This is a genomic window from Acinetobacter rudis, assembly GCF_000829675.1.
GTDB lineage: Bacteria > Pseudomonadota > Gammaproteobacteria > Pseudomonadales > Moraxellaceae > Acinetobacter > Acinetobacter rudis.
Genome location: NZ_BBRX01000060.1, coordinates 1 through 24,140 on the forward strand (window position 1 = coordinate 1; position 24,140 = coordinate 24,140).

At 40.3% G+C, this 24,140-nt stretch carries 26 protein-coding genes; 7 read left to right on the top strand and 19 right to left on the bottom strand.

Going from position 1 to position 24,140, the window contains the following annotated elements; genetic code table 11:
- Positions 1-14 precede the first annotated feature (14 nt).
- A complete protein-coding gene (locus Aru01_RS14105; protein WP_016654612.1) occupies positions 15-503 on the bottom strand; it encodes a sigma-70 family RNA polymerase sigma factor in 489 nt (162 codons plus the stop codon).
- A 186-nt stretch (positions 504-689) separates the two neighbouring features.
- Here Aru01_RS14105 and Aru01_RS14110 point away from each other — a divergent pair, with 186 nt between their 5' ends.
- Complete coding sequence (locus Aru01_RS14110) at positions 690-941, top strand: hypothetical protein (RefSeq protein WP_155757908.1); 252 nt, start codon at positions 690-692, stop codon at positions 939-941.
- Positions 942-1,152: 211 nt separating this feature from the next.
- Here Aru01_RS14110 and glmS read toward each other — a convergent pair whose 3' ends face one another.
- The 8 genes from glmS to Aru01_RS14150 all read right to left on the bottom strand — a co-directional run bounded on the left by glmS (position 1,153) and on the right by Aru01_RS14150 (position 8,607).
- Positions 1,153-2,991 (bottom strand): glutamine--fructose-6-phosphate transaminase (isomerizing), encoded by a 1,839-nt coding sequence (glmS, locus tag Aru01_RS14115; protein ID WP_016654614.1) that lies wholly within the window; start codon positions 2,989-2,991, stop codon positions 1,153-1,155.
- 12 nt (positions 2,992-3,003) lie between these two features.
- Complete coding sequence (gene glmU, locus Aru01_RS14120) at positions 3,004-4,368, bottom strand: bifunctional UDP-N-acetylglucosamine diphosphorylase/glucosamine-1-phosphate N-acetyltransferase GlmU (RefSeq protein ID WP_016654615.1); 1,365 nt, start codon at positions 4,366-4,368, stop codon at positions 3,004-3,006.
- A gap of 20 nt (positions 4,369-4,388) precedes the next feature.
- On the bottom strand, positions 4,389-4,910 hold the full coding sequence (locus Aru01_RS14125; RefSeq protein ID WP_040330959.1) for a phosphatidylglycerophosphatase A family protein: 522 nt from the start codon (positions 4,908-4,910) through the stop codon (positions 4,389-4,391).
- The gene (gene thiL, locus Aru01_RS14130) at positions 4,888-5,808 is read right to left on the bottom strand and encodes a thiamine-phosphate kinase (protein WP_016654617.1); all 921 of its coding nucleotides are present in this window, start codon (positions 5,806-5,808) and stop codon (positions 4,888-4,890) included. The genes Aru01_RS14125 and thiL overlap by 23 nt, the downstream gene beginning before the upstream one ends.
- An 8-nt stretch (positions 5,809-5,816) precedes the next feature.
- On the bottom strand, positions 5,817-6,266 hold the full coding sequence (gene nusB / locus Aru01_RS14135) for a transcription antitermination factor NusB (RefSeq protein WP_016654618.1): 450 nt from the start codon (positions 6,264-6,266) through the stop codon (positions 5,817-5,819).
- Positions 6,267-6,269: 3 nt separating this feature from the next.
- Positions 6,270-6,740, bottom strand: a complete 471-nt coding sequence (ribH, locus tag Aru01_RS14140) for a 6,7-dimethyl-8-ribityllumazine synthase (RefSeq protein WP_016654619.1) — start codon at positions 6,738-6,740, stop codon at positions 6,270-6,272.
- A gap of 14 nt (positions 6,741-6,754) precedes the next feature.
- On the bottom strand, positions 6,755-7,873 hold the full coding sequence (gene ribBA, locus Aru01_RS14145; protein ID WP_016654620.1) for a bifunctional 3,4-dihydroxy-2-butanone-4-phosphate synthase/GTP cyclohydrolase II: 1,119 nt from the start codon (positions 7,871-7,873) through the stop codon (positions 6,755-6,757).
- A 335-nt stretch (positions 7,874-8,208) separates the two neighbouring features.
- The gene (locus Aru01_RS14150) at positions 8,209-8,607 is read right to left on the bottom strand and encodes a hypothetical protein (protein WP_016654621.1); all 399 of its coding nucleotides are present in this window, start codon (positions 8,605-8,607) and stop codon (positions 8,209-8,211) included.
- Between the two features lie 144 nt (positions 8,608-8,751).
- Between Aru01_RS14150 and Aru01_RS14155 the strand changes: the two genes are divergently transcribed.
- The gene (locus tag Aru01_RS14155) at positions 8,752-10,188 is read left to right on the top strand and encodes an aminotransferase-like domain-containing protein (protein ID WP_016654622.1); all 1,437 of its coding nucleotides are present in this window, start codon (positions 8,752-8,754) and stop codon (positions 10,186-10,188) included.
- 22 nt (positions 10,189-10,210) lie between these two features.
- Here the strand turns inward: Aru01_RS14155 and ahr are convergent, their stop codons facing one another.
- The 10 genes from ahr to Aru01_RS14205 form a co-directional block, all read right to left on the bottom strand.
- Complete coding sequence (gene ahr, locus Aru01_RS14160) at positions 10,211-11,239, bottom strand: NADPH-dependent aldehyde reductase Ahr (RefSeq protein WP_016654623.1); 1,029 nt, start codon at positions 11,237-11,239, stop codon at positions 10,211-10,213.
- Between the two features lie 49 nt (positions 11,240-11,288).
- Positions 11,289-11,855 carry a DNA-3-methyladenine glycosylase I gene (locus Aru01_RS14165; RefSeq protein WP_016654624.1) on the bottom strand — a complete coding sequence of 189 codons (567 nt, stop codon included), beginning with the start codon at positions 11,853-11,855 and terminating at the stop codon, positions 11,289-11,291.
- Between the two features lie 192 nt (positions 11,856-12,047).
- Positions 12,048-12,293, bottom strand: coding sequence for a hypothetical protein (locus Aru01_RS14170; protein ID WP_016654625.1), 246 nt, complete (start codon positions 12,291-12,293; stop codon positions 12,048-12,050).
- Positions 12,294-12,312: 19 nt separating this feature from the next.
- Positions 12,313-12,810: a M23 family metallopeptidase gene (locus Aru01_RS14175; RefSeq protein WP_042111497.1), complete on the bottom strand. Its 498-nt coding sequence runs from the start codon at positions 12,808-12,810 to the stop codon at positions 12,313-12,315.
- Positions 12,811-12,902: 92 nt separating this feature from the next.
- A complete protein-coding gene (mutY, locus tag Aru01_RS14180; RefSeq protein ID WP_016654627.1) occupies positions 12,903-13,943 on the bottom strand; it encodes an A/G-specific adenine glycosylase in 1,041 nt (346 codons plus the stop codon).
- Positions 13,944-14,086: 143 nt separating this feature from the next.
- A complete protein-coding gene (locus Aru01_RS14185) occupies positions 14,087-16,021 on the bottom strand; it encodes an acyltransferase family protein (RefSeq protein ID WP_016654628.1) in 1,935 nt (644 codons plus the stop codon).
- Positions 16,022-16,448: 427 nt separating this feature from the next.
- Positions 16,449-16,811, bottom strand: coding sequence for an HIT family protein (locus Aru01_RS14190; protein WP_016654629.1), 363 nt, complete (start codon positions 16,809-16,811; stop codon positions 16,449-16,451).
- 60 nt (positions 16,812-16,871) lie between these two features.
- Entirely contained in the window at positions 16,872-17,609 is a 738-nt protein-coding gene (locus Aru01_RS14195) for a dienelactone hydrolase family protein (protein WP_016654630.1), read from the bottom strand.
- A 236-nt stretch (positions 17,610-17,845) separates the two neighbouring features.
- Complete coding sequence (locus Aru01_RS14200) at positions 17,846-18,202, bottom strand: Spx/MgsR family RNA polymerase-binding regulatory protein (protein ID WP_016654631.1); 357 nt, start codon at positions 18,200-18,202, stop codon at positions 17,846-17,848.
- Between the two features lie 623 nt (positions 18,203-18,825).
- Positions 18,826-19,644 carry an exodeoxyribonuclease III gene (locus tag Aru01_RS14205; RefSeq protein WP_016654632.1) on the bottom strand — a complete coding sequence of 273 codons (819 nt, stop codon included), beginning with the start codon at positions 19,642-19,644 and terminating at the stop codon, positions 18,826-18,828.
- 38 nt (positions 19,645-19,682) lie between these two features.
- Here Aru01_RS14205 and pyrE point away from each other — a divergent pair, with 38 nt between their 5' ends.
- The 5 genes from pyrE to Aru01_RS14230 form a co-directional block, all read left to right on the top strand.
- Positions 19,683-20,333 carry an orotate phosphoribosyltransferase gene (pyrE, locus tag Aru01_RS14210; RefSeq protein ID WP_016654633.1) on the top strand — a complete coding sequence of 217 codons (651 nt, stop codon included), beginning with the start codon at positions 19,683-19,685 and terminating at the stop codon, positions 20,331-20,333.
- A 65-nt stretch (positions 20,334-20,398) separates the two neighbouring features.
- On the top strand, positions 20,399-20,899 hold the full coding sequence (locus tag Aru01_RS14215; RefSeq protein WP_016654634.1) for a hypothetical protein: 501 nt from the start codon (positions 20,399-20,401) through the stop codon (positions 20,897-20,899).
- 148 nt (positions 20,900-21,047) lie between these two features.
- A complete protein-coding gene (gene gshB, locus Aru01_RS14220) occupies positions 21,048-21,989 on the top strand; it encodes a glutathione synthase (protein ID WP_016654635.1) in 942 nt (313 codons plus the stop codon).
- A gap of 236 nt (positions 21,990-22,225) precedes the next feature.
- A complete protein-coding gene (murG, locus tag Aru01_RS14225) occupies positions 22,226-23,323 on the top strand; it encodes an undecaprenyldiphospho-muramoylpentapeptide beta-N-acetylglucosaminyltransferase (protein WP_040330960.1) in 1,098 nt (365 codons plus the stop codon).
- Between the two features lie 12 nt (positions 23,324-23,335).
- Positions 23,336-24,140, top strand: an 805-nt coding sequence (locus Aru01_RS14230) for a UDP-N-acetylmuramate--L-alanine ligase (protein WP_042111496.1), incomplete at its 3' end; no start/stop codon positions are given.

Below are 24,140 nucleotides of genomic sequence, written 5' to 3' on the forward strand. Positions count from 1 at the left end.
GGAGGGTGAGGATGTCAAATGAACTCTATAAAACAACATTGATGTAGTGCTTTAACAATATGACGTTGTACAGTTGAAATGGAAATATTGAGTCGTTTCGCTGTTTCAGCTTGAGTATAGCCTTCGAGTTGAGTCAATAAAAATGCTTGTTTTACGATATGCTCTAAACCATTTAGACGTAGATCGAGCTCAATAATAACCTCTAATAATATGACTTGAGTAGCTGGGTCTGGTGCATGCTCTTCCGGCAGAGTTGCAATAAATTCAAGATAGCTTTTCTCAACTTTTTGATGACGATAAAAATTACTGACCATTCCTTTTGCAATCGTGAGAAGAAAAGCCCGTGGTTCGAGAGGTGTAATTGGTGTTTTCTTTTTTAATATACGTACAAAAGTATCTTGAGCTAGGTCTTCTGCATATTGTCGGTTTTGCATCTTTTTATATAGCCAAGTATATAACCAATGATGATGGTCCTTATAAAGATGCTCAACGAGGTTCGACATAGATAAATTTTACAAGTTGAAAATGATAATCAATATTAATTGTAATCATGTTGTTCAATCTATGCAATTATTTCAGGAGCAATTTTGGTTGAATGGCTAGGCTGAACTTTAGATTAACCCAATGATCATTGTTGTGAGAGCTTAGTTAAAATGGTGCCTAATCATCGAAGGTGGGGTGCCTTTTAAGTGAATAAAAGCTCTACGCATAGGTTAACAGTGCTTCAATGGCATATTATCGCGATGTTTGCACTTTCTTTTTTAACAGGGACATTTATTCAGAAAATTGCTGTTGTATCTGTGATGTTACTTGGCTGCTTATTCAACTTAGGTGGTATTGTCGTTAATCTGACTGGCATTGAACTGGCTCACTTTAAAATTGCATTAATTTTGCTCGGAGTTGGCTGGAAATTTCTTTATATGGGTGCAACATCTTTATAGGTGTGCCTTCCTATATTTGTTGTAGTAATGGGCTTAGTGTGGCTGAGGAAGCAGCAGTTAAGATCGACTTGATATGATGCCAGTTAAAGTGCTGAATATAAAAAAAACCCGTAAAATTTATGTCTGATTAGACATTCATTTACGGGTTTTTGAGTAAACTGTTTGAGACTTGATTCAGCTCATACAGTTCAATCTTTTGATTATGTTGAAATTATTCAACAGTTACTGACTTGGCCAAGTTACGAGGTTGATCGACATCTGTACCGCGTAATACAGCAACATGATAAGACAACAACTGTACAGGGATACTATAAACAATCGGCGCTAACCAAGTGCTAATAGTCGGGATTTGTACAACATGTTGACGGTCTTTACTGTTGATTTCACTGTTTTCATCAGCGAAGACAAAGAGTTCACCACCACGTGCTTGGACTTCTTCCATATTAGATTTTAGCTTATCTAACATGTCATCCATTGGTGCTAAAATGACGACTGGCATTTCGTTATCAACCAAGGCCAAAGGACCGTGTTTGAGTTCACCTGCGGCATAACCTTCAGCATGAATATACGAAATCTCTTTAAGTTTTAAAGCACCTTCTAATGCGATCGGGAATTGCGTACCACGACCCAAGAACAAACAGTGATTTTTTTCAACAAACAACTCAGATAGATTTAAAATCGCATTATTAAATTGCAACGTTTTTAAGATGACACTTGGTAGATGCCAGAGTGTCGCTGCAATCTCACCCAATTGAGCTGCTGAGATCTGTTGTTTGGTTTGGCCAACCTTAAGCACCAACAACATAAATGCGGTGAGCTGTGTAGTAAAGGCTTTGGTTGAGGCAACCCCAATCTCAGGACCTGCAAGGGTCAGTAAGTGATGATTAGTTTCACGAACCATAGATGAGGTTGCAACGTTACAGATCGTGAGTGTCGCAATGTTAATATTGTTAGCGGCAGCACGTTTTTGTGTGTCACGTAATGCAGCTAGTGTGTCTGCAGTTTCACCTGATTGTGATACACAGACATACAGTGTATCTGCAACAATGACTGGGCTACGGTAGCGATATTCGCTTGCAATCTCAACCTGACAAGGTAATCCAATCAATTGTTCAAACCAATATTTAGCAATCATACCTGCGTGGTAACTTGTACCACAGGCAATGATCTGCACTTGTTTGATTTGACTAAAATCTGCTTCAGCATCTTTAAGGAAATCATCACGAAGCGTATTGCCATTGAGTGCTTGAGAGAGCGTTTGTTGAATTGCTTCAGGCTGCTCATAAATCTCTTTGAGCATGAAGTGCTTATATTCACCTTTACTTGCATGACTTACCGTTGCATCTAGCTCTTTTACTGGACGTTCAATGGCTTGGCCATGAGCAAAGATTTCAATACTATCACGTGTTAAACGCGCCATATCACCTTCTTCAAGGTAGATAAAACGGTTAGTGACGGGTAAAAGTGCCAACTGATCAGAGCTGATAAAGTTTTCACCAATACCCACACCAATCACCAAAGGTGAACCTTCACGTACAACGATGAGTTCATCTGGATAATCAGTATGTACAATGCCTAATGCATAAGCACCTTCAAGTTGCGGTACAATTTTTTCGACAGCAGCAAAGAGGTTGTTGTTTTCTTTTAACGCATCTGCAATCAGATGAGCTACAACTTCAGTATCTGTTTCAGAACTAAATACATAGCCTAAATCTTGTAATTTTTGTTTGAGTACTTGGTAGTTTTCAATGATACCGTTATGTACAACTGCTATTTTACCTGAAACATGTGGATGCGCATTGTTTTCAGTTGGTTTACCATGCGTTGCCCAGCGAGTGTGGGCAATACCCAAGCTGCCGTGAATATCTGATTGCTCTACAGCTGTATCGAGATTAATCACTTTTCCTACGCGACGTTCGCGCAGCAGCTGTCCTTCGCTGACCAAAGCTAAACCGGCTGAGTCGTAACCACGGTACTCTAAACGCTTTAAACCTTCGATGAGAATGTTAGTAATACTACGTTCTGCAACGCCACCTACTATTCCGCACATAATGATACCTTCTTATTTTTTCACTTTTTGTGGACGTTGATAATTTGCTTTGCTCATCTGTTTTGCACGTTCAAAAGCTAAACTACCATCCTCTACATTTTGGGTAATGACAGAACCCGCACCAACTGTTGCACCGTGACCAATGGAAATTGGTGCAACCAATGAGCTATTTGAACCAATAAAAACTTGATTGCCAATAACCGTTTTATGTTTAAAAGCACCATCGTAGTTACAAGTAATGGTTCCTGCACCGATATTGCTGTCTATACCAATCTCTGCATCGCCTAGATAGGTAAAGTGATTCGCTTTTGATCCAGTGCCAATACGTGTATTTTTAACTTCAACAAAGTTACCAATATGAACCTCATCACTGAGTTCTGCACCTGGGCGCAAGCGTGAGAATGGACCAATTTCAGCACGCTCACCAACGATTGCATGATCAAAAATACTATATGGTTTGACCTGAGTGCCTGCGGCAATACGTGTATTTTTGATGACACAACCCGCGCCAATTTGAACACCATCACCAAATTCACAGTCACCTTCGATAATGACGTTGATATCGATGCATACGTCTTGTCCTACTTTGAGTTGACCACGTAGATCAAAACGTTTGGGATCAATCAAATGTACGCCCTGTTGCATGAGCTGTTGTGCTTGAAAGTTTTGAAATTCACGTTCTAATGCAGCAAGCTGTATGCGATCATTTACGCCTTCAACCTCAAAAGCCATATTGGGTTGTACTGATGCAATAGACAGATTATCTTTGAGTGCCATTGCAACAATATCAGTTAGATAGTATTCGCCCTGAGCATTGTTATTATCAAGTTGAGGTAGCCATTGTTGTAATTTGGCATTACTTACACAGTAAATACCGGTATTAATTTCTTTGATTTGGCGCTGTTCTTCATTGGCATCTTTATGTTCAACGATTGCTTGAATTTGATCGTTTTTACGAACGATACGTCCATATCCTGCAGCATTGTCTAAAGTGAGTGTGACTAAACCAATACCCGTTTCATTTGAAGCACTCAATAAACGTTCAAGAGTATCTACACTGACACAAGGAACATCGCCAGATAAAATTAAAGACATACCCGCTTTAGGCAGTACAGGGAGCGTCATTTGTACAGCATGTCCTGTACCGAGTTGTTCAGCTTGTTCAACCCATTCAATTTGATCCTGTGCGAAAGCTTGTTGCACACGATCTCCACCGTGACCGTAAATGGTAATAATATGATCTGCTTTTAATTTTTTAGCAGTTTCAATTACATGTCCGAGTAGAGGACGCCCTGCTAGAGGCTGTAACACTTTCGGTAGGGAGGAGCGCATGCGCGTTCCTTTTCCTGCGGCAAGTATAATGACGCTCGTCGACATAACACACCTTATTATTTAGTTTAAGCCTGAGAAATAAAAATATAAATGATGATGCACAGCGCCGCCCATAACCCTGCGATAATATCGTCAAACATGATGCCGAAACCACCACCCACTTGACGATCAATGATACGGATTGGCCAAGGCTTCCATACATCAAATAAACGAAACAATGCAAAAGCGGCCAAAACCCATAGCCAACTAATTTGCCCTATATAAATCAGGGGAAGAAAGGTAATTGATTGGCCAGCAAATTCATCCCAAACAATGCGACCATCATCGTGCACATTCATCAGTTTCGCGCTTTGTCCACAAATATAGATGCCGACAATAGACATCAATAACATCACCAGCAGAGAAACCGTAAAGCCTGCAGTAAACCAAAAAGGAACAAAGAGTAGAGCAAAGGCAGAACCGAAAGTACCTGGTGCTTTAGGAGCGAGTCCTGAACCAAAACCAACACCACTCCACACAATGCAGCGTTGTTTCCAGTTCATCTGTTTAAAGTTGATTGGTGGCTTACGCAAAGTGTTGGTATCCATGAAGTTGTAATGGTTGAGCTTTGCCATTAAGCGTAAAGCTCAGGCCCGGTTGTGCTTGAATGTGTCCGATTACACTGGTTGTAACTTGAGGCTGTAGAGCCAATAGTTTTTGGTAGTTTTCTTGGGAAATAGTAAAGCACAGTTCGTAGTCATCCCCACCTGCGAGGGCGTATTGCCAACGTAATTTTTCTGCAAGGCTTTGTAAATGGGGATCGATAGGTAACTGATTGAGTTCAACCTGAGCACCCACGCGTGAGGCAGCTAAAATATGACCAAGATCTTGCACTAAGCCATCAGAAATATCTATCATACTTGAGGCTAGACCTTGAAGTTGTAGGCCAAGTTCACAGCGTGGTGTTGGATAATCTAGACGTTTTTGTAATGGATGACCGGGATGTTGTAATGCAAAAGCTGCATCGCCAATACGACCACTCACCACAATTAAGTCACCCACTTGTGCACCAGAACGCAATACTGCCTTACCATGTTCGATCCAACCCATAGCAGTAACAGTTAAACTCAGATGTGGGTTTTGCGTGGTATCACCACCAATCAACTGTACACCGTAGCGTTCACAACATGCATATAGTCCATCACTAAAGCCTTGTAACCAGTCATGATCTACAGTTGGCATGCTAAGGGCCAATAAGATGCTATGTGGTTTGGCAGCCATGGCCGCAATATCGGATAAGTTGACAGCTACAGCTTTCCAGCCGATGGCATGCGCAGGGGTATTGATTGGAAAATGGCGACCTGCAACTAAGGTGTCAGCACAGATGACCAACTGATGGTGCGCAGGTGGGGAGAGCACGGCTGAATCATCACCAATTCCGAGATCAACCTGCTTTGATGCACGTTGACGATTAAAATAGGTTTCAATAATAGAAAATTCAGCCATGACTACTTTTATTTTGCTTGTTGTTTTTCTGCTGCACGAAGGCTTTGAGCTAGACGGTCCAATACACCATTGATGTATTTATGGCTGTCAGCCCCACCAAAATGTTTGGCAAGCTCAATCGCTTCATCTAAAACAACACGATATGGAATTTCAGCGTGTTCTTTAAGTTCATACGCGCCTAGGCGTAGAGTCGCTAGTTCAACACCGTCAAGTGCTGAAATTTCACGATCAAGTACAGGAACAAGTAATGCATCTAGAACATCAGCATTGCTAATAACTTCACTGAGTAGTTCGTGATAATAGCCTAAATCAGTCTTATGCATAGCATTGTCAGCACGTGTACGTGCTTCAATTTCATGTACAGGGTTATGGCTCATCTGCCATTCATAAATCCCTTGTACAGCAAAACGACGCGCTTTGCGTTTTGCTGCATAAATCGCTTGGAGGGTTTGCGACATATTTTAGATCGCCTTTAACAAATTAACCATTTCAATAGCAGTCAATGCAGCTTCGCCGCCTTTATTGCCTGCTTTCGTACCAGAGCGCTCAATCGCCTGTTCAATACTGTCAGTCGTGAGTACACCATTGATAACGGGTAAGCCAGCATCTAAGCCAACAACACCAAGACCTTTAGCACATTCACCAGCAACAAAATCAAAATGTGGTGTACTACCACGAATCACTGCGCCAAGCGCAATGATTGCATCATATTGAGCTGATGCAGCAAGTTTTTTTGCAACGATAGGAAGTTCCCATGCACCTGGTGCATGGATGACTGTAATATTGTCATCAGAAACACCATGGCGATGCAAGACATCAATTGCACCTTCTAGAAGATGTTCTACGACAAAGCTGTTAAAGCGTCCAACTAATATCGCGTAACGACCTTCGCTCGCGAGATGCAACATACCTTCAATACGACGAATTGCCATAGTTACCTCGATAATTAAATTGAAATTTGATCAGCCGTGATATATTCGACGACTTCTAGATTAAAACCTGAAATAGCATTAAAACGCAGCGGTGAGCTGAGCAATTTCATTTTTTCTACGCCAAGATCACACAAAATTTGTGCGCCCACACCAATAGTTTGATACTGCTGTGATAGGGCTGCATTGGATTTGAGTGGCTTCACTTGATGTAGTGCATTTAAAGCAGCACCTAAGTCTGCAGGTTGCTGCTGACCAATCCAAACCAAGACGCCGCGCTCACTCTGACTGATGGCTTTTAGTGCCTTGTCAAAGTTCCACTTACTCTCTTGGTCTGTTTGATTGAGTTTTAATATGTCATAAATAGGGTTGAAACCGTGTACTCGAACAGTAGATACACCTTGACTCGGATCACCTTTAACAAGCGCTAGGTGTACATCTGGACTGCCCACTTCACGATAATGGTATAACTCAAATGAACCATATTCAGTATCTATACGTTGTTGATCGATACGCTCTACAGTTTGTTCATTGGTCATACGATAGTGAATGAGGTCGGCGATGGTCCCAATTTTTAGCCCATGTTTTTCAGCAAAAACTTCAAGATCTGGACGACGTGCCATCGTGCCATCTTCATTGATAATTTCACAGATAACCGATGCAGGTTCAAGTCCTGCAAGACGTGATAAATCACAACCTGCCTCTGTATGCCCTGCACGATGCAATACGCCACCGGGTTGAGCCATTAATGGGAAAATGTGGCCAGGTTGAACGATATCACTTGGTTTGGCGTGTGCTGCAACAGCCGTGCGGATCGTATGAGCACGCTCAGCTGCAGAAATACCTGTAGTGATTCCATCAGCTGCTTCGATAGATAAGGTGAAGTTTGTTGCATGTTGTGCGCCATTTGCATCCACCATAAGTGGTAGGTTGAGCTGTTGGCAACGATCTTTACTCAAGGTTAAACAGACCAGCCCACGTGCATGAGTGATCATAAAGTTAATGTCTTCTGGACGTACATGTGTCGCTGCAATAACGAGATCGCCTTCATTTTCACGATCTTCATCATCCATCAGAATGACCATTTTACCTGCGCGAATATCCGCGACAAGCTCTTCAACCGTATTGAGTGACATCCAACTTCACCTTTTGCTATGTCTATCTAGACGTTTTGAGGATATTCAGTGCGCTATAGTTTAACGTGTTTTTAGTTGATTTGCTTATCAATATCGCAATGCACACAATAATGCATAAATACTATTGAACACATTAGCTTGGCTATAAGGCTATATACAGTGCTAGATAATGGTGACATAACATGAACAAATCAATACTGAAATTGAAAAATAGCTTTGAACGTCGTGAAGTCTTATGGCCATGGCATGGGGAGAGGCAATAAAAAAAACACGCTTAAAACTGAATCTTAGGCGCGTTTTTTTGAGTGTGTAGTGAGTTGAACTTGTATCGCAAGTTAGTCCGCTTTGAAGGCCGTCATACTATGCATCAACTTTTGTTCAGGTAAATTTAAACTCAGTAAAGGGAATCGCTCTTTACTATGTGCTTCAATTAATTGAACAGTGTATTGGTTATTTTGTTGATTACATTGAAATGTTAGCCACGGCTGGGTAGGTGTGTTGACTCGCATCGTAATATCTGAGGCAGTTCTATAAGTGTAAGTTCGTTCTGCAGCAGTTTGATCTAAATCGGGATGTATACTGCGCAGTTCATATTGACCTAAAGATTGAGTCTTTAAAAAACCTTCAATCAATGATTTACACACATAGCCTTGCTGTTGGCTGACCTGATTTATGGGAGTAGGCTGACATGCTACAAGTAGGCCGCTGATGAGACAAAGATAGACAATTTTCATTTTGTACTCCTATGGGTGTATGAATGCATTGATATTGAATGTGCTCAGAATAAAGAGATTATTTTTATGGGTACAGATACAGGAAAATTTAAAAAATGGATACAGTGAGCTATACTGATTTCGCTTATCTTCGAGTGGTTGACTATGCAGTTTCAATATCAAAGCCTTGCCCAACAATTAGCACAAAGAATTTTTAATGGTGAGTTAAGTCGTGGTCAGCGGCTCAATTCATTACGCCAGTTTGCGCAGCAACAACAGGTAAGTTTGAATACTGCGAAAAACTGCTATGAGTTACTTGAGGCTCAAGGGCTGATTTATGCCAAACATAAAGCAGGATATTTTGTGAGTCATGAGGGGCAGCAAGATCATCATGAAATTTTATTGCCAGAACATCCTGATTTTAAACCGAAGACACGCCAAGTCTCGAATTTAGAACTTCAAATTGAGATTCAGCAAGCATCTATTGATTCGCGTTTAATTCATTTGGGGTCTATTCAATTTTCACCTAATTTTGTACCTGTCGATGCATTGCGACGTTCGATGCAACGTGCGATGAAACATAGTCGTCCTGAGGATTTTTTATATAGTGATCGACAGGGCCATGTTCGTTTGAGAGAAGCACTGTCAGCACATTGGGCAGAAGATGGTTTCTTCATTCAAAAAGACGATATTTTTATTAGTAATGGTTGTATGCCTGCACTGTCAGTTTTGATTCAATGTCTGACCCAAGTGGGTGAAAGTATTATTATTCCTACACCCAATTTTAATGGTCAACTACAGTTATTGGCTGCTTTAAAACGAAAAATAGTTGAAGTGCCTGCAAGTACAGAAGGCATCGATTTACAGCGATTAGAACAAGCGATGCGTAGCTCAGGTGCTAAAGTGTGTTTGCTTACAGCCAATTATCAAAATCCATTAGGTTTTTGTTTGAGTAATGCTGACAAAGAGAAAATTGCACAACTGGCAGCTGAATTTCAGTGTTTTGTTATTGAAGATGATATCTATGCCGAATGTAGTTTTTTAGCACAACGTCCTCTGCCGATTCGCTATTGGGATAAACAGGGCTATGTATTGTACTGTGGCTCAGTCTCTAAATCGTTATCGCCATCGTACCGTGTGGGATGGTTTTGCCTAACTCCACGTTTACAGCAGTTACGCTCTCAGTTTATTTTGCGTAATGTCGTGGTCAACACACCTTTACAGTTGGGTTTAAGTGATTTGATCTATAGTCGAGCCTATCGAAACTTTCTTAACCAATTACGTCCAATATTGATGGCTCAAGTACAACAATATCGAAATTTTATTGTCCAGTGTTTTGATCAGGTCGAGCTGCGTTTAAGTTGTCCAGAAGGCGGATATGCGTTGTGGTTACAGTTCCCAGAGCAAATTGATGGTTTGGAAATGTACCGCTTTGCTCGCGATCAAGGCATAAATATTGTGCCGGGCAAAGTTTTTGGTGAAGACAATCGTTATAACAATTGTATTCGTTTAAATGCAGGCCATGAACTTACAGATGAAATCCGCCAAGCTATCATGTGCTTGGCAGATTGGACTCGGGCACAGTTAAAACACTGTGCTTAAGTGGATCGGGAGAGTATTTTGATTAACCGTGCTGATCAAAGTCCGCTTTTAAGACGATTCGATAACGTGCTTGCCCAGAGAGCAAGCGTTCGATAGCTTGATTGATCTCAGACATAGAATACAACTCAATCTGTGGCGCAATATTTTTGCGTGCAGCAAAGGCCAATAGTTCTCGTAGAGCAGTTGGCGAACCAGTCGGTGATCCTGTGACTGATTGTGCACCAGATATAAGCTGTCCAGCAGGTATGCTGAGTGGTTCGAGTACGAGCCCCAGCATATGTAAGCTGCCTTGAGGTGCTAAGGTGCGTAAATATGCTTTCCAATCCAGACTGACATTGACAGTGCTGAGCAATAAGTCAAATTTTCCTTTATATGCTTTGAGGGCTGATGGATCACGGCTATCAATAACATGATCAGCACCCATCATTTTAAGTTCATCAGTTTTACTCAGCTGTGAGGTAAAGGCTGTAATTTCACAGCCCCAAGCTTTAAGAAGTTTAATCGCCATATGACCCAAACCACCAATGCCGATCACACCAACATGATGACGTGCTTGGATTTGATGTTTGAGTAAGGGGTCAAATACAGTAATCCCGCCACACAGCAGTGGGCCCGCACCTGCAGGATCTAAGTCATCAGGTAGAGGAATCACCCATTGCCATGCTGCACGAACTTTGTCAGCAAAACCTCCTGCATGGCCAACAATCGTAGCTTGGCTTTCTTTACAGAGATTGTGTTGCCCAGCAAGACATTGAAAACAATGTTGACAACTGTCGGCAGTCCAACCAATACCCACCCGTTGCCCAATACGCAATCCTTTGGCCTCGGCCCCCAGTTGAGTGATGATGCCGATAATTTCATGACCTGCAACAACAGGGTAAATATCATTTCGCCATTCGTTATTAATCACAGAAACATCCGAATGACAGAGTCCGCAGTATTCGACTTGGACTTCGACTTGATGGGCAGCCAACTCACCTGCATCAAACTGATAGGGTTGTAATTTTGCACCAGCTTCTAAAGCTGCATAAGCATGAATAGTATTGGGCATTGCACTTGCTCCATAGAGAATATACGTTGTATAGGCTGATTTATTTTGCTTAGTGTTGTGTAGATTTTTGTGGACAGTTGTTTTCATGATCATCAATCATGCCAACAGCTTGCATAAAGGCATAACAGGTGGTTGGACCAACGAACTTAAAGCCATTTTTTTTGAGGCTTTTTGAGAGTTGTTGGCTCAGTGGTGTTTGTGCTGGAGCATCTTGATAGCGCTCAACATCATTGAACTGGGTTTTTTGATCTACAAAATCCCAAAGCCATTGCACCATATCAATGTTTTGGTTACGCATGTTGCCCCATGCCTGAGCATTGTCACGAATCGCTTTGAGTTTGCCAATATGTCGAATTAACCCAGCGTCTTTACATTTTTCAGCTAAATCGTCATCACTGAGTTGAGCAATTTGATCAATTGGATGTTGAAAAAAATGTTGTCGATAAGCTTCTCTTTTTTTTAGTACTGTAATCCAAGATAGCCCAGCTTGTTGACCTTCTAGACAAAGCATTTCAAAAAGATGTTGTTCATTAAAGTTGGCTTTACCCCATTCGTTATCGTGGTAATCGATATAGAGGGGGTCATCACTACACCAGCCACAGCGCTTGGTTGTCATTATGCTTACTCACCATCTGAGAGTTCATCTATTGATATGTGTATAAACTATATTTACATGCATAACAAACTGATTTGCATAATTGTCTGATCTGTATTTTATCCAATGGAGCGGAAAACCTCACCGTTCACGGCATAGGTATCCACACGCAGATGTGTAGATACTTATGTTTAGTGGGTGAGGGTGTCAAGCTTAGAGTTTGAATATTGTCCATTGATCTTTTTGGGTGTCCCAAAAGCTTAGTTCTGCATTTTGTAGATCATTAAAATCAATCCATAATTCCTTTCCTGTTTTTTCAGCAAAACCAGTGCTGATCAGCAGGGCTTGGTCACTGATTTCCATAATCCAACCTTGGTGTGTATGACCATGCAATTGAATTTTTTGCTGGTTACCTGATTCTGCAAATTCGACCAAGCGTTGAATTAAAGCTTCCGACATTCAAATTGTCCTCTAAAAATTAACGTAAATAAGGATAAGGATTGACTGCACCACGGCCTTTACCAGCAAGGTAAACACCATAGTGTAAGTGTGGTGCGGTATGCCGCGCATTGCCTGTGTTGCCAACATAACCAATTAATGTACCAGGCCGAACATAATCGCCTTCTTTGAGTTTGCGAGCATGTCCATTGAGATGAGCGTAATAGTGCCAAGATCCCGCAGGTCCCATAATCCAGACCACTGTGCCGCCAAGATTGTTACCTTTTAAACTCATCACGATCCCGTCTGTTGCACTATAAACTTTGGTTCCACGTGGAGCTAAAATATCAATGCCTTCATGGGTACGGCCTTGGCTACGTGATGCACCCCATGTATCCGTTAAGTTTTTAGCTTGAATACCATCGACAGGAATAGGGAGGCGGTTGGGGAGTGCCATCTTTCTGAGTTCAATAGCTTGATGACTATTCGTTACTGTTGTTGGTTTCTTTTTCGGTGTGCTTTGACAGGCAGCTAACATCACAATGCTGCAAAGAATTAAAGCATAACGTAGAGATGCAAACACGCAGTGAGCCTTTTGTTGGTGATTGATGACTAAAACCCTACCATAACTTAGTGTCCAATCTGCAATGCATTGATTAATTTTTTCATTGCAGTCGGTATTCCTAAATCAATTGCTTGTGTTGGGCTATGCCATTTTCCGCCTAACTCAGTTTCGATATGTTCTTTTTGATCGTTTTCGATGTGAAAGACAAAGGCTTCAAGTTGCCAAGTAAAGTGAGTAAAACTATGAGAGATTAAAGTCTTATGTTTTACTGTTTTCAGATCTAATTGTTGGCATAGCTGTTCAAAAGAGTGGTCTTGTTCGATAACAGGTAAACAGTGTAAACCACCCCATAGGCCAGCAGCATCGCGCTGTTGCCACAACCAGTGATCATTAGATTGAATGACCAGTACTTTTGCTGATTTAACTGGAACAGCTTTTTTCGGTTTTTTATAGGGAAGTTGTAGTTCAATGCCTTGTTGATGCGCTTTGCAGTGTGTTTGCATTGGGCAATGCATACATAACGGTTTTTTCGGAGTACAAATCGTTGCCCCTAAATCCATGATGGCTTGAGTATAGTCATGATTTCGCTGTACTGGGCAAAGCTCTTCAGCCAATTGCCACATGTGACGCTCATGGACAGGTTTGGACAGGTCATCTTCAATGGCGTAAAAACGTGACAATACTCTTTTTACATTGCCATCCATAATCACGCCATATTGGCGTAAACCTAATGACATTAAAGCACCTGCAGTTGATCGCCCAATACCAGGAAGTGCTATCCATTGTTCAAGGGTCTTTGGGAAAGTGCCTTGCTCAGTCACTAAAGCAGCAGCTTTATGTAAGTTTCTAGCACGTGCATAGTAACCGAGGCCTGCCCAGTAGGGTGCAACATCATCCCACTGTGCTTTTCCTAATGTTTCTACGTCAGGGAAGCGTTGAATAAAGCGGTCAAAATATTGCAGTACCGTCTTAACCTGAGTTTGTTGCAACATGATTTCTGACACCCAGACTTTATATGGATCGTCTGCAACTTGCCATGGTAAGTCATGACGACCATGTTGGTCGTACCAATGGAGTAAAGCATCAGAAAAAGAAAATTGCGGCATGATCAGATCAGTACAAAATGGGGAGCTTAGTATAACCAATCTCAAACAGCGAAAACGCTGTGATCAATAAAATAAAAGTGGGCCCTTAGATTTAGGCCCTGCTGGTTGATTTTAGACGGGTTAATGTGTCTGCGATTTCTACCTCATTCGAGTGTTTCTTTGAATGTCGGTGTTAAAAGTTTATTGCCATATTCACTTAAATGATCACCATCACGATAAATAGGCCTACCTTGATAAGAAGATATACACTGATTGGCTGGACATAATACTTGTGCTGGATCTATCGTGGTTGCTCCGCACTGTTGAGCACTCTTTTGAATAATATCTCTGAGCTTCGAGGAGCGATTTAAATAGTCTTCATAAGACATGGTTGTTGGGGGAGATCGATTAAAGAATAAATTTTTGGCAATAGTCTTCGGTATGTTCATTGAGAACTCAGGCACTGGGTAAGTGATATATGTTGGATTAGTCTTAGAAACCCTACAGAGTGTGTCTGCTAAGCTTTTATGCGTTAATGTATAAAGTTGATCTTTCGAAACTTTTTGATTGTTCGCAAAGTATAGAGAAGATTTTCTTCCTTCATTTCTTACGCGTTCAGCATCATTTTGCCCTTCAAGATATACCGTCAATCTAGAGATTAAAATAATCGGAATATTTGCATATTTTTTAGATTCAATTAATTCGAGACGCTTGAGATTAATGCTATGACAATCATCGTTATTTAGTCTGTCTTCAATATTGATATTGACTAAGAACGGGCAGCTTGCAGTTGCGATAGAAATGATTCCTTCATTTTTTAAATCAAATGCTGATGCAACAGCAGTCGTTAAAGAGTCTGCATGACTATCTCCAATAATTATGGCTTTTATATTATTTTTATTACCAATCTGACACTCTTCAACATCACGATTTCGTGAATTTGAGTCGCACTTATAAGGGTTGGCGTTATTGCTTTCTGCAATGGCTTCTAAAACTTTTGGGGAGTAATGAAATTTCATCCCATCAGTTTTTTCTACTATAAATGCGCAAATGAACACAACAAATAAAAGGTATATCGACTTAACTTTATAAATTTCTTTCCATGATGAATAACGAGTAAAATTAATTTTTTCAATGAATTGATAGCTTAAAAAGCCGAGTAAAATTGAAAGAGGGATGCCATAGATCCACCAATCAACGATTGCAAAATAAAAACCAAAAACGACTAAGGGCCAATGCCAAACATAGATGGAATATGACCATTTACCAATAGCACTAAAGATTGGATTGTTAATCAAAATATTATTTTGATAATTACTGACGAGAATGAGATAAGCACCGAATACTGGAACAAAGGCCATATAACCAGGCCAAGGTATATCTTTGGAAATGAAAAAATACGAGGCGACAATTAGGATTAAACCTAAACATTGCGCAGTAATTTGGTGCAGTTTGTTCTTTAATGACCACGGGTAAAGGAAGGCTAAACCACCTAAGAGCATTTCCCAAGCACGACTTGAGAGTAGAAAGTAAGCAGTTTTACTATTGGTAGATGTTGCATAAATACAGTAAATGAAACTTGCTAAGAGTAAACCGATCACTACACGCTTAAGATTGGTAAAACTTAGATATTTTTTTAGTATGACAATAATAATTGGAAAAAATAAATAAAATTGCCACTCAACAGATAACGACCAAGTATGTAGCAACCACTTGGTATGCTCTGCGGTATCAAAATATCCTCCACCTTTGGCAAAAAAAAGATTTGAAATAAACAGAGCACTTTTTTCGACTTGTATCGCTAAATTGCGATAATCATTGGGGAGTAAATAGAACCAAGCAAATACAAGTAAAACTGCAAACATTGCTGCTAAAACAGGGAAGATACGATTGGCACGGGCGGTATAAAATTTGAATAAATTAAAAGTATTGTTTTCTACACTGTTAAAAATAATCGCTGTCATTAAGAAGCCAGAAATGACAAAGAACACATCTACTCCGGCAAATCCACCAGCTAACCAGTGAGGAGTGAAGTGGAAAATAACAACAGCTAATACTGCTATAGCCCTTAATCCATTGATATCGTATCTAAATTTCATGATTAAAGCAGGAGAATTTTGAAATTGAAAGAATTCTATATTGAATTGGCTAATAGGCAATTAACTTATGCTGCAATTTAAACAATCTCTACAATTAATGTGCTCTCTTGTTTGTGAACTATTAGATATTAGTTGAGTTAAATCAATTGATTGTATTGGTTTTAAAATCTTAATCGGCTGTTGAATACTTTGGGGTTATTTTATCTATTTGGGGGATGCAATTTGAATCATGTTTTGGGAACTGATCGTTTAAAGATGAAAATCTGATTTGTAATCGCGTATTGTTTTAATGAGATGCAAGGCAAGAAGGAGTTTAATGTACTTGTAAATATATGGTCGAAATTATTATATCGAGTAAGTTAGTTGCTTTTAACAACTACATCAAGATGATTTATAGAGCATCTGATGTAGTTGCAGGATCTAGGGCTTATTCAGCCACGATACCCCAGCGCTGATCAAACTTTAACGATTGGTTGGCATAACGTGGGATGATATGAATATGAAAATGCGACTCTTCTTCACCAAAGACTTTGCCATCATTAAATGCAATGTGAAAACCTTCAGGTTGATGGCGTAGCTTCAGTTCATTGCGTGCAAGTTCTAACAATGACTGTAGGCTTTTACGCTCTTTGTCTGTTACATCAAAAAAGGAGGTCACATGGCGTAAAGGAATGATGACAGTATGCCCAAGTGAGAGTGGGCTAATTTCAGGTAAGATTACACCAAAGTCATTTTTAGCAATAATGTCGTATTCATCAAAATTACAATATGGGCAATTATTTGTGTTCATATGGATTCCTCTTATTTCATTCAATTATTGATATTTCACTGAGGTCACGCATACAGTGCCTTATTTTAGCGTACGATCAAGCAGTTCATACATTGCAGTTAAACTGGTTTTTTCTGCTGCTGCGTCATAGCCTAAATCAACTTGGTTGGCTTTGGCGCGTTCATCTGCTAATGGATTACTAAAGCCATGTTTGGCATTTTCTAAGATAAGTACTTGATAATTTACAGCAGCTGCATTCATCTCAGTTTTGAAGTTTTCAACTTCCTCTAAGCTCACCATGCTGTCGAGCTCACCATGTGAAACTAAAATTTCTGCTTTGACTTGACCCGGCTGTGCTGGTGTTTGAGTGGCCAGTACCGCATGGAATGTTGCAACAGATTTGAGCTCAGCACCTGAACGGGCTAAATCAAGTACAACTTTACCGCCATAGCAAAAACCAATCGCTGCCAAGCGTGTTGCATCTACTTCATCCTGTTGTGCTAAGGTTTCTAATGCTGCTGTAGCACGTAGTACGACTGTGTCAGCTTGTTCAAAGGTTTGCATCATCCATTCGTAGGCTTGTTTGGCATCTGTAGTTACTTTTTTGTCACCGTACATATCAATGGCCAAGGCTGCATAACCTTGTTCAGCCAATTCACGTGCACGTTGCTCGGTATATTCGTTACGGCCCCACCATTCTGGTGCAACAATGATCCCTGCAGTTGCGGTTTGTTGTGTTGGGGCTGCAAAGTAACCGATTAAGGTTGAACCATCTGCAGCAGTATAGTGAATTTCACGTGTTTGAATTGACATCGTCATGAACCAAGTCCTTGTATACATTCGAAGTGCAAAAATTTATTAAAGCATAAAATAAATATTGTGCTTGAAAATGTTGCGAATAATAAACAATACAAATGTGAGTAAATATTTTTGCAGTGCAATAAGCTACTCAATTGTTTTATATAAAATTAATAAGAGGAATAAGAAAACCACGTAGATAGTATAGAAAAGCAGCGTGACATTAATATTGCACCACTGCTGATCACTATTAAATCTTAAGCTGTCACATTGAGTGCACGATAGCGTTCTTCATCAAAACCTACAATAAACTCACTGCCATTTTGTAAAATTGGACGTTTGATGAGGCTGGTGTGGGTACTGAGTGCTTGGATTAATTCCTCAGTACTACTCAGTGCCAACGCTTGTTGTTCAGGGCTCAGCTTTCTCCACGTCGTCCCTTTTTTGTTCAAAACCAGCTCGGGACCAATTTCTTTAAGCCATAGTTGTACAGTAGCTGTATCAATACCTTGCTTCTTATAATCGTGAAATTCAAAAGCGATCTTGAGTTCATTGAGTAAATCAAAGGCTTTTTTCATCGAACTACAGTTTTTAATACCATAAATTTTTAACATGACTAGACCCAGTAATATTAGATGTTTGACATTAAAAGTGATTTGTCTGAAATAAACAACTCAAGCCATAAGGCTGTACTCTAGAGTGTGAATTTTTTGTAGTTGTTCATTGCTTTCATAAAACTGTAACTTAATTCAAAGACAATACTTGTATAAAAATAACTCAATCAAAAATAATTATTCTAATATATTACAAGTTAAATAATGAATGAATTAAGCCAGCAGGGAACAATAATAACTTAACCTGCTGGCAATTAAAAAAAATAACCATTTGGGTCATAAAAATGTTAATAAAGAAAAGTGTTGGATGGTGAGTCTGAGTGTTGCTTTATAAGTTATAAAGCAAAAAATTAAGCCTATAAATAGAGAAAACCCGCATCCAATCATCCTGATTTTGCGGGTCTCACTACAACGTCCGTTGTCAAATCCTTTAAAACAAATGCAATCCACATTTGTTTGTTTTCGTCCTACGGCTTCCTGTCCCTATGTTGTCATCCTGACAATATCCCTGTGCCGTGCAGCTATAATGCATCGTTTTACAAAAAGTAAAAATGAGCAAACACGACAACTACTGTGAGTAAATTACCTCGTTTTAGTAAACACATGTTCGCTCATATGGCTTATTACAAAGTGTAGTCTATGATTACGGGTGCATGATCACTGTACCATTCATCACGGTAAACCCAAGCATTGCAGGTACGGCTTTTCCAGTCAGGTGAGCAAGCATGATAATCAATCCGCCACCCTACATTCTTGGCGCGTGCTTGACCACGGTTTGACCACCATGAGTAGAGTTCAGCTTCTTTTCGAACTTCTCGGAATGTGTCGACATAACCAAGATCATCATAGATATGATCAAGCCAAGCACGTTCATGGGGTAAGCATCCAGAAGATTTCTGATTGCCTGACCAATTTTTAATATCGATGCGCTTATGTACGATGTTGTAATCACCACAAACAATCACTGATCGATTTTCATCACGCCATTGTTTCAGGATCAATTTATATTGCTCTAAAAAAATATCTTTACGCGCTTGTGCTTCTTCGCCTGAAGAACCAGATGGAAGATATAAAGAGCAGATATGTACGGGTTGATCTAGGCCTACATCAAACTCTGCACTGATAAAACGTCCTTGAGAGTCTGCAAGTTCAAAGCCCAAACCATCTTTTACAGATATAAAAGGTAGGCGGCTGTAAATTGCAGTACCTGCATAACCAGGTTTTTCTGCAGGGAACAAATGGGTATGCCAACCTTCAGGCTTAAATTTGTCAGTCCACTGAACATGTGTGATGCGACTTTCTTGCATACAAACCACATCCGCTTCAGATTTTTCGAGCCATTCTAATAGGCCTTTACTGACAGACGAGCGTAAGCCATTTACATTGATCGAAACCACTCTTAAAATTTTTTGATCACTCGGATAGCTACTCTTTGGTATCATTCGCAGTCATAACCTCATATATGAATTTTGGAGCACCCATGACATCACCAGCTCAATTTAACCCACAAGCCTTTATCGAACTCGCACTGACACGTGGTGTGCTTAAATTTGGTGAGTTTACTTTAAAATCAGGTCGGGTAAGTCCTTATTTTTTCAATGCTGGTTTACTTAATGATGGCGAAGCATTATCTCTGCTTGCACAAGGCTATGCAGATAAACTAACACAATGTAATCATGTAGAAGTAATTTTTGGGCCAGCATATAAGGGAATTCCTTTCGTTGCAGCTACAGCGGTCGCTTTATCCCAAGTGTATGGTGTAAGTGTGCCTTGGGGTTTTAACCGTAAAGAAGCCAAAGATCACGGCGAAGGTGGTATGTTGGTTGGTGCAGCAGTAGAAGGCAAGAAAGTTTGGATTATTGATGATGTTATCACTGCAGGAACTGCAATTCGTGAAGTTGTCACATTGTTGAAAAACTCTGGTGCAACAATTGCCGGCGTTTTAGTTGCTCTGGATCGTCAAGAACGTGGTCAAGGACAGCTATCTGCAATTCAGGAAGTACAAAAAGAACTTGAAATTCCAGTACATGCATTAATTACTATGCAAGATCTGATGCAGTATTTGGAACAAAAGGGCGATCATGAAGCATTGAAAAAAATGCAGTCATACCGTACTAATTACGGGATCTAATTCTTAGCAATCATGGTTCAGAAATCGCTCTAAAGACTAGGTCCTAACTTAATGGTGCGTCTGTCATGCGATTTTTGATTATTGCGCTTGTTATTGTCATCATTTTTATACTATTACGCCAGCTAGAGCGGTATCGCTGGCGTCGATATTGTGTAGAGCGTGAACGATATTTTCAAAGAAACCCCTTACGGTTTCAAAGTGATGGGCAATTTGCGATATCGTTAGCTTTACCGAAACATGTTCAAATCAAGTTAATCAATGCTTTTATGTGGAAACTTGTAGAGCAGTGCTATTTTAAAAAAGTATTTATTCAAAAAGAAGAACGAATAAATATTCAGATACAGCAGGTGAAAGTCACTTTGGGTGATATTCATTTGGGCTATCTCGAAACACATTATGCACAGCAGTTGTGTAAAAACTTAAATCAGACGGACTTTATGGTTGGGCGTCCTGTTGAAGTTTTGGCTGAGATTCAGGTAATCTGTCAACAGTCTCATTTTATTATGTGTAAAATGCAGTTGGATTTGCCCAAAGACACCACCTTACTGGCACGTTCACTACAATAATTTTTAGGTTTATTCAGCAAAAATAAAACAATTGGAATATGCAGTTGTCTTAACTCAGCAATGCTTAACGAGATAAAAATAAAATACAGAATATCTAGGGATAATCTCCGCTATACTGACTTAAACTGATATTGAAAAGAGTTGAGTTATGCGCGTACTGGTAGTCATGGACCCAATTGAAAACGTCAATTTAAAAAAAGACTCCACAATGGCAATGCTTTGGGCGGCTGCACGTCGTGGTCATGAATTGGGTTATGCCTTGCAACAAGATCTCTATATTGATCAAGGTCGAGCAATGGGTTTGATTGCACCATTGCAGGTATTTGAAAATACTGCTGAATATTATCAACTAGGTGAAAAACAACAGCAGTCAATTGCCAGCTATGACGTGGTGTTGATGCGTAAAGACCCACCGTTTGATATGAACTTTATTTATACCACGTATATTCTTGAACAAGCAGAGCGTGAAGGGGCTTGGATTATTAACAAGCCACAAAGCCTACGTGACTGTAATGAAAAGTTATTTGCAACACAATTCCCTCAATTACAAGTTCCAACTTTGGTGAGTTCTCAACAAAGCTTAATTCGCGAATTTTTACAACAGCACCAAGACGTTATTGTTAAACCACTCGATGGTATGGGCGGGACGGGAATTTTTCGTCTAAATTATCAGGGTGTCAACATTGGCTCGACGCTTGAAATGCTGACACAAAATGGCAGCTTGCCAATCATGGCTCAGCGTTATATCCCTGAGATTGTAGATGGTGATAAGCGTATTCTCATGATCAACGGTGAACCTATACCTTATTGCCTTGCGCGTATTCCACAAAATGGTGAAGTTCGTGGCAACCTTGCAGCAGGTGGTTTAGGTGAAGCTCGTCCATTAACAGAGCGTGATCGTCAAATTGCAGCAGAAGTAGGGCCTTTTTTACGTGAAAAAGGTTTGATTTTTGTAGGTCTTGATGTGATTGGAGAATATGTGACCGAAATTAATGTGACAAGTCCAACCTGTATTCGTGAAATTGATGCACAATTCGGTACATCAATTGCAGATAATTTATTTGATGTGCTTGAAGCGGCACGGTCGTAAGTTAAGTAAGGTGAATGTATTGTGTTAGGGCTTTTGCTGAGTAATGAAAGTCCAACAGAATACATTTTCCATATGCACAAAGACTTATATAAAATCTTGTTGAATTATCAGGTGATTAGAAAAAATGAAACAGTTAGTGAAAAATCCTTAAATTAACTTTCTGTTATGCATTTTTGAGATTACAATTGACCGTTTTAAGTTATTCCTTTCGTATTTTAGCCTTGAAGAATTAAGCCGTGACTGATTTCCAAAAAAAAGCTACTCGACATGTGATGATGATGGCCGCAGGCACCGGTGGACATGTTTTTCCAGCACTGGCCGTTGCAAAGCAATTACAACAACAAGGGCACCAAGTTTCTTGGTTAGCAACCCCAACAGGAATGGAAAATCGCCTACTAAAACAACATGATATTCCTATTTATCAAATTAACATCCAAGGTGTTCGAGGCAATGGTGCATTACGTAAATTGCTCGCACCATTTAAAGTTTTAGCAGCGACATTGAGTGCAATGCGCTACATGAAGCAACTTAAAGTTGATGCTGTTGCAGGTTTTGGCGGTTATGTTGCAGGTCCTGGTGGTCTGGCAGCACGTCTATTGGGCATTCCTGTACTCATCCATGAACAAAATGCTGTTGCTGGTTTTACCAATACACAGTTGTCTCGTGTAGCAAAAACAGTCTGTCAGGCATTTCCTGATACTTTTGCTCAGAGCGCTAAAGTGGTAACGACGGGCAACCCTGTGCGTCAAGACATTATGGCACTTGCTGCTCCAGAACAGCGTTACCAACAACGCGAAGCCTCGCAGCAAGCGCTAAAAGTATTGGTGGTTGGGGGATCGCTTGGTGCGCAGGCCTTAAATAACTGTGTACCTTTGGCGTTAAAACAGCTTGCTGTACCTTTGCAGGTCTATCACCAATGTGGACAAAATAAACAACAAGAGACCCTTGCTGCGTATCAAGATGCACCGGCATCTTTACAGGTTGAGGTACAACCTTTCATTGAAGATATGGCCAAGGCTTATGCTGAAGCTGATTTAATTATTTGTCGTGCTGGTGCATTAACGGTGACAGAAGTTGCCACAGCAGGTGTGGCGGCTATTTTTGTGCCTCTGCCGAGTGCAGTTGATGATCATCAAACGGCTAATGCAAAATTTCTTGAACGCCTTGGTGCTGCAAAGATTTGCCCGCAAGCCAGTATGACTCCAGATTCACTAAAAGAGATGTTGACTCCGCTTATGCAGCGTCAGCATTTGATGGATATGGCGATAAAAGCACAACAGTTTGCGCAAGTCGACGCCACGCAACGTGTTGTTCAACTCATCCAAGATTTGTAAATAGAGTAGATTATGTCCGAAAGCAGCCCAGCCAATAAAGCTAAAAATTTAATTAAAGTTCCAGAAATGCGCCGTATTAAACATATTCATTTTGTGGGTATTGGCGGTGCAGGAATGTGCGGTATTGCTGAGGTACTCAAAAATCAGGGGTATTGTGTTTCTGGTTCTGATATTAAAGTGTCTAAAACAACTGCGCATTTAGAAGCGAACGGCATTAAAGTTTATATTGGCCATGCAGTAGAAAATATTAAAGATGCCAATGTAATCGTGGTATCTACCGCAATTGATGTGGAAAATCTTGAAGTTAAAGCGGCTATTGAGCACCGAATTCCTATTGTACGTCGTGCTGAGATGCTGGGTGAGTTGATGCGTTATCGACATGGTATTGCGGTCGCAGGTACACATGGTAAAACGACAACAACAAGTTTAATCACCTGCATGCTTGCAGAAGAAAACATGGATCCAACCTATGTGATCGGTGGCCAGTTGAATCGTACTGGGGTCAATGCCGCATTGGGTGCGAGTCGCTTTATCATTGCTGAAGCTGATGAATCAGATGCATCTTTTCTATATTTAGAACCTATGGCTGCTGTAGTGACCAATATTGATGCGGATCATATGGACACCTATGGTGGTAGTTTTGAAGTTCTTAAAGATACTTTTGTAAAATTCTTACAAAAACTACCATTTTACGGTTTGGCTGTAGTTTGTGGTGACGATGCTAACGTTCGTGAAATTATGCCGAGAATAGGTCGTCCAATTTTAACCTATGGTTTTAATGAAGATAACGATATTCGCGCTGTAGAAGTTGATCAAA